This window comes from Sphaerochaeta sp. S2 (assembly GCF_016406725.1).
Classification (GTDB): Bacteria; Spirochaetota; Spirochaetia; order Sphaerochaetales; family Sphaerochaetaceae; genus Sphaerochaeta.
The window spans coordinates 1-10955 of the sequence record NZ_JAEKNT010000392.1; the positions used below are offsets into that span (position 1 = coordinate 1).

Here is a 10955-nt window from a genome sequence, read left to right on the forward strand (position 1 = left end):
CCAGTGCATCGGGGGGAATCATGAAATCGACCGCATCACCCGGCATGAGTTCAATACCTAGGAAGATGAGGAAGCTGATAACCAAGAGCATGGGAATCAGCAGCAGAAATTTTCTGATGATGAATGCTATCACAGTTGTAACCTCTTGAAGGGAATCGAGAAAAGGTGGCTGTGAACAAACCTGTCCACAGCCACCGGTAAATCCACACTGCTACTTGATGTTTGCAGGGTGGGGGAACTGGTTCACCCAGAAAACACGCGTATAGCGGATATTGACTGGAGTGACGGCCATGTGATCAATCTTCTCGATGGAGAGAGAGTCGGCAACGCTCTTGCTCCAAGCGTAGTCAATGCGCCCACTTTCGGCATTCTTCACGAGGTTGCTGTCGTTTTCACTACTGGCATTCATGAAGATGGTCTTGATGTTTCCTGTTCCACTTCGGTAGTAGGAAGCATTGCGCTCGAGTATTGCATAGTTACCCAAGACGGTTTCCTTTACCTTGAACGGACCAGTACCTACAGGCTTCTGCCAGAATGCATTCTGCTGGAATGTCACCGGGTTGCTTCCTTTCAGAATATGAGAAGGGAGCATCGGCCATTGACTGAAGGTAAGCAGCGCATTGGGGTCGAGGATCTCGAAGGTAATGGTAACCTTGTTACCGTCAACCTTGATGCCACTCAAGGAAGAAGCTGAGCCCTCTACATAGGCGGAAGCACCCTTGATAGACTTGAAGGTATTCAGTGCAACTGCGTTCAAGCCAGGAGTCTTGAGGAAGTACTCAATGGAGAACACTACGTCTTGCGCTGAGAAAGCTGCACCGTCATGCCACTTCACATCACTGCGCAAGTCGAAGGTAATCTGCATCCCATCAGGGCTTACGCTGTAGCTCTTTGCAAGCATTCCATCGGTAGGGGTCAAATTTGCATCAGCGTTGATCAACTTGTCAAACAACAGCTCCTGATAGAGATAGAGACCGGGGTTTACCATGGGAGCTTCATAGAACTCCATCGGTCCACCATTGGTGTACATCATGCCGTCCTTGCTGTCGATCTTCCAGTCAAGAATGTTCTTATTGAAGCTGAACTGGTCGTTGCCCAAATCACTTCCTGCAATGTCAAGCTTATTGCTGGTGTAGATGAACGATAGCTGGTGGTACAAGGGAATGTTGTACATGTTCTCATTGATATCGCGCTGCAATGCCTTGAATGCTGCTTTCTGTTTCTCAACATCGGCTGTTGCACGGGTTGCCTGTACCAGTTCATCCAGTCCTTCCTGCCAGGGAATTGAAGAGTTGTTGCTGGCAGTACTCTCAAAGCGGTCGTAGAACTCGTTCTCGCTCAAGGCTGCAACTGCTGCATACGCAAGGTCCCACTTCACAGCTGAAGGCCCATTCTTGCGGTCGGCAGGGGGTACCCACAACTGACTGGCAAGGTCGCCTTCCAGTTTGCGGAATGAGGACTTGACGCCAACAGCTGCCCAGTACTGCTGAATGATGGCCATCAAATCTACAGTCTGCTGGTCGCCATAGTAATATACTACATCCAAGGTGTAGTCTTTCGGCCAGCCTGCTTCATCCAGGAGAGCCTTTGCTTTCTCTGGATTGTAGGTATAAGGATCTAATCCATCGGCCAACCAAGAACCAGGACTGGTCATTGCCACTGCCCTCTGGGCCTTTCCTTCAAACAACTCATCGACAATAGTTTCCATATCAATGGCCAGACGGAGTGCTTGGCGGATGCGTACATCGGCCAAAGGAGTGCCTTGGGATTCCCAAACGGCTGCAGTAGGTGCCACCTCTTGTGTACCTGCTGCGAATACTCCCAAGCATAAGCTCAGCAGCAACACAATTGCAGTAAGTTTTTTCATAATAATCTCCTTTTACTGTATTGTAGTTTGTACTACAAAGTCAGTATTGAACGAAATATCCCATCTGTCAAACTATTTATCCAATAAATTCATTAAAAATGAAAACAACTTCGAAAGAAGCCTTCACTTACTCTCCATTCTCTTAAATCCGGTATTTCTTTATCTATAACCTGCTATATAGTCAATAGACTGCTATATCGTGGGTCTCACATAGCAAAACCGATATTCCCCTCATACATCACTTAGGTAGCATGTATTATCGCTTTAACTCCTGTTTTTATGCGGAAAAGAATATTTGTAGGACAAATGTAAAGATTTCTCGCTTACAACTGTTTTCCAACGCTCAAGCCTTCCTCACCGGCTCAACAACTCATAGAAAGTGGAGGCACACAAGTACATAGGAAGTTCCTGATAACTCGGAAGGTAGGCTAGAACCGAACCTTCCAGACTGTGTATCTGATAGATAGCTAGATAGATGAATAGCGTAAAAGATTACAGACAATTGAACAGAGGCAAATCTAATTCTGTTCCTCATCTTTCTATTGTTTTTCTTGTATTCCAGTTCAGAATTCTTTATTGATTAGTAACATATCATATACAAGCATCTCTACGAAGAGCCAATTCAATGGTAGAATAGGAGCATTATGGCAACAAAGACAGTTATAATCGACAAGATATACCATGATATCAGGGATAAGATCCTGAAGAATGAATATATTCCTGGCAGCAAGCTTAGTGAAAACTCCCTCTCGGTTGAATACAACTGTAGTCGGACCCCTGTAAGGGAGGCAATCAAGCGCCTTGAACAAGATGGCTTTGTATTGGTACTACCCCAGAGCGGGTCCTATGTGAAGGAACTGACAGTCAAGGATTACCAACACATTGCAGAAGTCAGAACATACCTGGAAAGCCTAGCCTTCCGCTTGAATTGTGAACATGCAGTAGACATTGCCCCATTCAGCGCCATCCTCGATGAGATGGATACGTGTGACATGGATGACCCGAGTGATGTAATGCGATTCAGCGACCTACACTTCAAATTCCACCTGGAGATGGTTCGCTCTTCAGGAAACGAGATCCTTCTTACTACCTTCAGCAGGCTGAACCTGAACACGAACAGCCTGCTTTTCTACCAACGCCTCAGCAACCTAGGAAAGAAACAGACCCAGGAAGAACACAGGAAAATCCTTGCATATCTGGAAAAACAGGACAGGAACAAAGGAGAGAAGTTCATGTTCGCCCATCTCTGGCGCAAGAGAAATGCCTATAAGCGAAGCAGGGAGTAGTCAAGTCTACTCATTCAAGATATTGCATTTACATGCTTGGTAACAATCAGGTCTGCACCGGTTCCAGCTATGTCTTTCAAAGCCACCTGCCCGATTCTCACTGGTGCAAGCAGGATCACTTTTTTTGCCTCAGCCATCACCTTGAAAAGGCTGGCCTTGGGCACCGGCCTGTTCAATCGGACACTTGCAACGGGCAATTCTCCTCCCTTTACGACTACGGAAGTTGAGAGGGTACGCATTGCATCGGTCAGCTCTTGCTGTACATACGATCTGCCTTTGGCACAATTGTTGCCAGTCAAGGAAATCATTTCATTATCTTCAATCTCTGCGACCATATCACAGCCAATGGGACAGATGATGCAGGTATATTCTCTTGTCATATAATGGTTATCTCCAAGTTTTTCTCTGGATTAATCCTTTCTGCAGAGACGGGAAGCTGGATCATCTCAGCGGGCAGGACTTTGGCGAATTTCTTGCTGGTGATGGTCTCATTTCCCTGTTTCACGAGAACTGTACAACCACGACCCGGCCTTTTCGGCCTCAGGGAGAGCGTAAAGTCCTTCTTACCAGTAATTTTCTGCGGAACTGCATAGGCTACAGAGGCATCTACAGCAATCTCAATTCCTGCCATCCCAAATAAGGAAGAGCAGAGATATGCTTGTATGGAATGGGCCATACGTTCAGCCTCGGTGGAGACAAAATCCACAAGGTCGTGGACCTGTAGGACATTGCCAGAGGCGAAGATACCAGCACAACTTGTCTGGTAATGTTCATCCACTACAGCCCCTTTGGTCATTGAATCGAGTACAACACCGGCACCGAGGGAAAGCTCATTCTCAGGGATGAGCCCTACAGAGAGAACAAGCGTATCACAGCTATATACTTGTTCTGTTCCCACAATCGGTCGATACTGTTCATCGACCTGTGCTACGGTTACACCTTCAAGGCGGGCGTGGCCTTTGATATCAACCACAGTATGGCTCAAGAGAAGAGGAATTCCATAATCATTGAGACACTGCTCGATATTGCGTGGCAGACCACTTGCATAGGGCTGGACCTCAAGAACAGCTTTTACATGTGCCCCCTCAAGGGTCAACCTACGGGCCATGATCAGACCGATGTCACCGGAGCCAAGTATCACCACCTCTTTTCCCGGCATGATGTTCGCCAGATTCATATAGGATTGGACAACCCCTGCAGTATATACTCCTGCGGGCCTGGTCCCTGGAATACTGATCGCACCACGTGTCCGTTCCCTGCAACCCATGGTCAAGGCTACCGCCTTGGCCTGGAATTCCAACACACCTCTTCTCGAGACGGCGGTCACAATCCTTGCAGCAGTCACTTCGGTTACCGTCACCTCAGTCATATAGGGAATGTTCAGCTCTCTTACCTCATCAATGAAGCGCTGGGCATATTCAGGACCACTTAGTGATTCACCAAACCGCTGAAGGCCGAATCCATCATGGATGCATTGCCGCAGGATACCTCCCAATTGCTTCTCCCTCTCAAGGATCAGAATATTGGTAATCCCAAGCTTGTACAGCTGGACGGCTGAAGCGAGTCCGGCAGGCCCTCCACCGATGATAATGACATCCTTATTCTCCATCCAGGACCTCCCTTACCTTGCCGATGAACATCCCAGAGCTCTTGTGTTGGTACATCACCTCATATTCTTTCACTTTGCACTGCTCCTGGATCAGGGCAGTGATTCGTGTTTCACAGTACCCCCCTTGGCATCTACCCATGCAGGCCCGGGTTCGGTTCTTGATGCCCGTCAAGGTCACCGCCCCAAGGGGATTGTTGATCGCCTGGACAATCTCAGCCCGTGTAACAGTTTCGCAGCGACATACTATCTCACCATAGTCAGGATCAGTGGCTATGAGTTCTTTCTGCCGTTCTTTCGACTGTTCTGCAAAACGTACAATTCCCTTCCTGTATGGATTGAAATCATTGTTTACCTCCAGTACTTCCTTTTCCTGTATCTTTGCCACCACCCGGCGGGCAATTGGCAAGGCGCAGGTAAGCCCTGGAGACTCGATTCCGATCAGGTTCACCACCCCTGGATGGTCATCTCTGGTCTCGATAAGGAAGTCCAGAACCTCACCTGTCTCAGGGTCTATCCTTTTCCAACGGGTCCCGGCAAAATTCCTGATGAAATACTCAGCCTTCATATGCTTGAATATCGCCGACCCGTCTTTTACAAGACCCTGCATATGATCGCGAGTGCAAGCATAATCGTCAGGGCTCTCGGTGATATAGGAATCAGGGCCGACCAAGATGTTTCCGTCGACAGTAGGTGTTGCATGGGTGGAGAAGCCCCCTTTTGCATTGGGTGCTGGATAGACGGGGATATTCATGAACTCCTTGGCTTTCTTGTCCAACACATAATACTCTCCCTTGAAGCCCTTCACCTGGTGACCATGCAAGCCCAGCATTTCCGATATGGTTACACAATGCATCCCGGCGCAGTTTACAATCCAGCGGCTGGAAAAAACCGAATCACCAGCTGTAACCTGAAAGTACTCCCCCTGCCTTTTGATTGCCTTGACTTCACTGTCAAAGAAAAAGTCCACACCGTTCTGATGGGCATTCTCCGCAAGGGCTATGGTGTACAACATCGGATTAAGGATGCCAGAATCTGGGCTGTATAGGGCAAACTCTCCCCCAGCACTGTCATCAATCTGGTTAAGCCTGGCCTTGTCGATCATCTCCAGGCCTTGCACCCCGTTCAACTCACCGATTCTCTTGAATTTGAGGATATTTTCCATGTCCTCATCACTAAAGCCTACCACCACTTTACCGGTTCGCTTGAAGGGTATATCCAGTTCCTTTGCCACCTGGTCAAACTCACGATTCCCTTCCACCGCACACTCGGCTTTCAGGGAACCAGGTTTGTATGTGAAACCTGCATGGAGCATGCCGGTGTTCCTGCAGGAATTACCGCACGCCACATCGAGTTCTTTCTCAAGGACACCGATCTTAAGACGGTATCTGGAAAGTTCCCTCGCAACAGCTGATCCGATGACTCCACCCCCTATGACAAGGATATCGTAGGTATTTTCCCTCATGCATTGTCTCCTGTAGCCTCTCTAAGGTGTTCAGCATAGACTCTATTTCTTTGTAGATGCTTCCTCATGGCAATCTCCGCACGTTCGGGGTTTTTATCCCTGATGGCGTCCATGATTTCCCGGTGTGTTGCAATGGTTGTCTCGGTGAGAGGTTTTCCATACAAGTAAGCGAAGATCTTGACAGCAGAATGGATGATCGGAATAAGTGTTGATGCCAATTGATTGCCTGATGCCTGTGCTATCGTTTCATGGAAAGCGATATCTTCATCTGTCCATGGTAACCCTTTTGCAATATTTGCCTCTATCGCCAACAAGGATTCCTCAATCTTCATCATCCCTTCCTTGGTTACACGTTTGGCAGCAAGAGAAGCAATCTGGGGTTCGATCATGAGGCGCATCTCATACAGGTCCATAGACAGTTTCTTCTTGTCCTTGATATAAGCCAGACCAAGCGGGTCCTCGACCTGACCCGGCCTTTCAGCTACAAACGTACCGGTCCCCCGCTTGATCTCAACAACATGCCTGGATATCAGGATCTTGATCGCTTCCCTAATGGTACCCCTACCGACATCCAGTTTTTCAGCGAGCTGAAATTCACTGGGCAGCTGCTGCCCTGTCTTGAACTCGGCATTCATGATGGTTTCTGCCAATCGATCAGCAGTCTGCTCCGCCAGGGTTTTCTTGGTACGGATAGTTGTTTCCATGTCTAATCCTTTATATATAACCACAGATTAACACGTATGACGTGCTACGTCTAGAATATTTGAGAATACGCCCATGAAGATTGGCGAAAAGGTGTTCATGCATAGAGAGCATTGAGATCAACTGAAGAGCCAAAAAAAACTCCCTCAAGCTTGCACCCTTGAAGGAGTTCCGCATATGCGCGGCCTGCATCTGCCGTTACCTCATAATGAGGGGGAAACAACGACAAGATACACGGTGGGAGAGAGTATATGACATAAGCTACTCGCACACTCGTTTGGACATTTACACTATATCAACAAAAACCTTGTCTGTTAAGTCCTTTTAAGACTTTTTTTCATTTCTTTGTTTATGAACAAATTGCTACTACTCGATTGCTTTGTATCAGTACATCTCATACACAATCGAAACCGTGGAAGAGACTTCCATGGATCCTGCAGGAATCTCGGTAGCCATGTCATAAGCAACAGCAGAGGCTGCTTCCATCTTCATCCTTGTATTGTATGGATTGGAAGCAACGGAATATTCACTGATGGTGATGGGGGATCCAACCTGCATGGAGGAACTTTCTGCATAGAGCTCTGCTTTTGCCTTTGCATTCCCGATTGCTTCCAATCGTGCCTGCTTTAGTGCTTCACTCTTGTCCTCCTTGTCAAGCTGTACAGAGTTTAGGTAGATACCACTGACTTTTCCCATCTGATCAATAATGGAACCAAGGGCCTTCAGGTCACGTACCTTCACTGAAAGACTCTGGCTTGCAACCTGCCCTTCCAGGATCTGTTCTCCTTCATCCCATCGGTAACTGGGCCTCAAATTCAGTGAAGTGGTCTTGATATCAGCTTCAGCAATCCCATACTCATCAAGGACAGAGCGGAGCTGTGCCAGCTTTGCATTCGCAAACCTCTGGGCTTCTTCAGTAGTCTTTCCCAGTTCACTGACCTGGATGGAGAACGTAGCAATATCAGGGGTGACGGTAACCTTTGCCGTTCCATTCACCTCGATTGTCCGCACCAAATCCTTTCCCGTCATACAGGATGAGAATAAAATGACCATGGCAAGCGCCAATACAGGCAACACAAGACGTATTCGTTTCATCGCAGTTACTCCTTCTCCAATGTGGTCACCAACTCAGGACGCTTTTGTGCCTCCCGAAGAAAGAAACCCAAGGCAATCATCATAATACCATTATCATAAATGCCGGTGCCCATATCCGCAACCACCTGGGCTACCGGTACAGAGAACACATCCAGTTGTTCGTTCGGATCGAGTTCCTGTTCGGTTACATGCTCAGCACCCTCGACGAGATAGAAATAGGATCGGTTGTTCATGAATGCGGAGTTGGGACTGACATTTCCCAGAGCAGTAACCCTGCCACCGGCAAGGCCTGTCTCCTCCCGCAGCTCCCTGAGGGCAGCATCGAAGGGATCTTCCCCCTCTTCCACCACCCCGGCAGGAAACTCACGGGTAACGGTATTCGACCCATGACGGAACTGTTCTTCCATGATCATCATGGGAACACCACTCTCGTCACGGTACCAAGGGATTATCGTTACCCAGTTGGGTGCGTCCACCTCTATAAAGGAAGAGCTCCGTCCATCAGTACTGGTACGATGAACGGTACAAATATCAAAGATGGGCCCCTTGAAGACCCGCTGACGCTGTCCAGACTTCCAAATGAGATGCTTCGTCTCTTTGCTCCCCCCTTCTTGCGAAAACGGATCAAACATATGCTTACTCTCCTTTCCTGGATGGGCAGTTACTGCTGCATGAGGAACAAGCAGAAGGTGCACAGGAAGCAGTTCCAGCAAAATCGGTCGATCGATGGGACGAGACAGCAGTACCGCTGTTGATCATCTCTGCAATTGCCTTCAATGCAGCAGAGGAAGGACTGGTAGGTTGCATACTCAGATAGCTCTTGCCGGCATCCTCAGCCTCCATGAGAGGTACTTCCAGAGGGACACGTCCCAGGAAGGGAACGCCCATCTGTTCACACATCTTCTTTCCCCCACCAATTCCGAAGATGGGGATTTCTGTATTACAGCCTGGACAAATAAGACCACTCATGTTTTCCACGACACCCAGGATTGCCACACCCATCTTCCTCGAGAAGCTCACACTTCTTCGGGCATCCAGAATGGCTACTTCTTGTGGAGTGGTTACGATGACCGTCCCGGTAAGTTCTGGAATCGTCTGGCAAACAGTGAGCTGCTCATCACCGGTACCCGGAGGGGAATCAATGAGCAAATAGTCCAACTCTCCCCAATTCGCTTGGGCAAGGAACTGTCTGATGGCTGCAATTTTCATGGGTCCACGCCATACAATGGGGCTATCGGGGTCTATTGCAAAGGCAAGGCTCATTACCTTCAACCCTGGTCGGGCTTCAACTGGATAGAACGTCTCGCCACCATTCTCAGTAGTGAGAATTTCCTTTTCACAACCAAGCATTTTTGCAACGTTCGGTCCATGCAGGTCCGTATCAAGAATGCCGACAGTACATCCACTGTCAACCAGTGCATTTGCCAGATTCACGGTAACGGTGGTCTTTCCCACCCCACCTTTTCCACTCATGACCAGGATTTTTCTCCCGATCTTATCCATATTTCCCCTAATTGCCTTGTCTTCAGCAATTCGCTGTGCAAAATCCATTCCTTCAGCCATATATATCCTTCTTCTTTCAGTAATTTTACCACAGAGTACCTTACTGCAAAGCATGAAAACAGACAAGTGAAGCAGACTACAGAGAAGCCTCCATGGAAGATTCTATAAAAAGGTATCCAGATAATTGTATACAGGCAAACCAAAACTTCCAAAGTGGGGTGTTTTTTCGCAATGTTCACAACTTAAGAAAACCTGAGGTTTGAGCAACCCCTCAAGTCATATTTAATTGTATTATTTGCAATAAATTAAGACTCTTTTTGCCAAATGTTATATAATAACAATATCATAATTGTATAACTGAGGGCACCTCATGAACATATTCTCCCGTACCTGGTTCCATCGTTTCAGCACTTCCTTCTCAAACCCGAACCTTCTCACGAAGGCAAGAATGGAAGCCTTCCCCAGGGCTTTTGCCCGTGAGCGCAAGTTGAACTTCAGACGTACTATCCTTACAATACTTGATGTCGGGCGTGAGTCCTCCAGCTTGAAGCAACACAGGCTGTCCGAATATTTCAGGAAGCCAGGGGAAGAGATGGAAGTGACGCAACAAGCCTTCAGCAAGGCAAGGAACCAGATTTCCGAGTATCCGCTCAGGACTCTCTTCGAGCAGCAGATCGAGGACGAGTATCAGGGGCTGATGGGTAGGCTTCCTGCCCGCAGTGACAGCGGATGGACATATCTTGCTGTCGATGGGACCAAGATAGCCCTTCCCAACCTTCCCGAGCTGAGGGAGAAGTATTTCTGCATCGGTGCGAGCGCATCTTCCCCCACCGCCCTGGGCTCCTGTCTGTACGACATCAGCAACAACCGCCTGATAGATGCGGCTTTCTCATCCGAATACAATGAACGGTCCTGTGCAGTCTCCCATATGAAAAGGTATGAGAAATTACGTCCTGGGGACAAGAAAAGCATGTTTACCTTCGACAGGGGGTATCCCTCCATCGCCCTCATCCAGGAATTTGAGAAGATGGGGATGATATACCTCATGCGCTGCAGGACCAAGTTCAACTGTGAGATTGATGCTCTTCCCCTTGGATGTGATACAACAGTCACTAGTGAGGGATCAGTCATCCGGGTCATAAAGTTCGAGCTCAGCTCAGGCCAGGTAGAGACCCTGATCACCAATGACACAGAGCACAAGACTGAGGAATTCAAACAGCTGTACTTCATGCGTTGGGGCATCGAAGGCTCCTACTTGCTCTTGAAGAACCGATTCCAGCTGGAAAACTTCACCGGGAAAACAGAGAATACCCTCAAGCAGGACTTCTGGGCGACCATACTCGCCTCCACCATGCTCATGGTCCTTGAAGAGGACGTGGACGAGCAGATCAGCAAGGAAAGGGAAGACAAAGGCAACAAGTATGAGTATCA

At 48.2% G+C, this 10955-nt stretch carries 10 protein-coding genes; 2 read left to right on the plus strand and 8 right to left on the minus strand.

The window, feature by feature from the left end:
- Window positions 1-211 precede the first annotated feature (211 nt).
- A complete protein-coding gene (locus JF818_RS11540; RefSeq protein ID WP_198892155.1) occupies window positions 212-1867 on the minus strand; it encodes an ABC transporter substrate-binding protein in 1656 nt (551 codons plus the stop codon).
- A gap of 644 nt (window positions 1868-2511) precedes the next feature.
- On the opposite strand from JF818_RS11540, the gene JF818_RS11545 reads away from it, so the two are divergent.
- A complete protein-coding gene (locus tag JF818_RS11545) occupies window positions 2512-3153 on the plus strand; it encodes a GntR family transcriptional regulator (protein ID WP_198892156.1) in 642 nt (213 codons plus the stop codon).
- 14 nt (window positions 3154-3167) lie between these two features.
- Here JF818_RS11545 and JF818_RS11550 read toward each other — a convergent pair whose 3' ends face one another.
- The 7 genes from JF818_RS11550 to JF818_RS11580 form a co-directional block, all read right to left on the minus strand.
- The gene (locus JF818_RS11550; RefSeq protein ID WP_198892157.1) at window positions 3168-3533 is read right to left on the minus strand and encodes a DUF1667 domain-containing protein; all 366 of its coding nucleotides are present in this window, start codon (window positions 3531-3533) and stop codon (window positions 3168-3170) included.
- Window positions 3530-4762 (minus strand): NAD(P)/FAD-dependent oxidoreductase, encoded by a 1233-nt coding sequence (locus JF818_RS11555; RefSeq protein ID WP_198892158.1) that lies wholly within the window; start codon window positions 4760-4762, stop codon window positions 3530-3532. Before JF818_RS11555 ends, JF818_RS11550 begins: the two co-directional genes overlap by 4 nt.
- The gene (locus tag JF818_RS11560) at window positions 4752-6224 is read right to left on the minus strand and encodes an NAD(P)/FAD-dependent oxidoreductase (RefSeq protein ID WP_198892159.1); all 1473 of its coding nucleotides are present in this window, start codon (window positions 6222-6224) and stop codon (window positions 4752-4754) included. Before JF818_RS11560 ends, JF818_RS11555 begins: the two co-directional genes overlap by 11 nt.
- Entirely contained in the window at window positions 6221-6928 is a 708-nt protein-coding gene (locus JF818_RS11565) for a FadR/GntR family transcriptional regulator (protein ID WP_198892160.1), read from the minus strand. The genes JF818_RS11560 and JF818_RS11565 overlap by 4 nt, the downstream gene beginning before the upstream one ends.
- A 382-nt stretch (window positions 6929-7310) precedes the next feature.
- The gene (locus tag JF818_RS11570; RefSeq protein ID WP_198892161.1) at window positions 7311-8021 is read right to left on the minus strand and encodes an SIMPL domain-containing protein; all 711 of its coding nucleotides are present in this window, start codon (window positions 8019-8021) and stop codon (window positions 7311-7313) included.
- A 5-nt stretch (window positions 8022-8026) separates the two neighbouring features.
- The gene (locus JF818_RS11575; protein WP_198892162.1) at window positions 8027-8653 is read right to left on the minus strand and encodes an NUDIX hydrolase; all 627 of its coding nucleotides are present in this window, start codon (window positions 8651-8653) and stop codon (window positions 8027-8029) included.
- A 4-nt stretch (window positions 8654-8657) separates the two neighbouring features.
- The gene (locus JF818_RS11580) at window positions 8658-9584 is read right to left on the minus strand and encodes an Mrp/NBP35 family ATP-binding protein (RefSeq protein ID WP_198892163.1); all 927 of its coding nucleotides are present in this window, start codon (window positions 9582-9584) and stop codon (window positions 8658-8660) included.
- Between the two features lie 310 nt (window positions 9585-9894).
- Here JF818_RS11580 and JF818_RS11585 point away from each other — a divergent pair.
- Window positions 9895-10955 (plus strand): transposase (locus JF818_RS11585; protein ID WP_198892164.1); only part of this gene is annotated, 1061 nt, incomplete at its 3' end.

Bases quoted from the DNA above. Each gene is read 5' to 3' on its own strand.
- JF818_RS11540 (WP_198892155.1), bottom strand. From the start codon at position 1,867: ATGAAAAAACTTACTGCAATTGTGTTGCTGCTGAGCTTATGCTTGGGA.
- JF818_RS11545 (WP_198892156.1), top strand. From the start codon at position 2,512: ATGGCAACAAAGACAGTTATAATCGACAAGATATACCATGATATCAGG.
- JF818_RS11550 (WP_198892157.1), bottom strand. From the start codon at position 3,533: ATGACAAGAGAATATACCTGCATCATCTGTCCCATTGGCTGTGATATG.
- JF818_RS11555 (WP_198892158.1), bottom strand. From the start codon at position 4,762: ATGGAGAATAAGGATGTCATTATCATCGGTGGAGGGCCTGCCGGACTC.
- JF818_RS11560 (WP_198892159.1), bottom strand. From the start codon at position 6,224: ATGAGGGAAAATACCTACGATATCCTTGTCATAGGGGGTGGAGTCATC.
- JF818_RS11565 (WP_198892160.1), bottom strand. From the start codon at position 6,928: ATGGAAACAACTATCCGTACCAAGAAAACCCTGGCGGAGCAGACTGCT.
- JF818_RS11570 (WP_198892161.1), bottom strand. From the start codon at position 8,021: ATGAAACGAATACGTCTTGTGTTGCCTGTATTGGCGCTTGCCATGGTC.
- JF818_RS11575 (WP_198892162.1), bottom strand. From the start codon at position 8,653: ATGTTTGATCCGTTTTCGCAAGAAGGGGGGAGCAAAGAGACGAAGCAT.
- JF818_RS11580 (WP_198892163.1), bottom strand. From the start codon at position 9,584: ATGGCTGAAGGAATGGATTTTGCACAGCGAATTGCTGAAGACAAGGCA.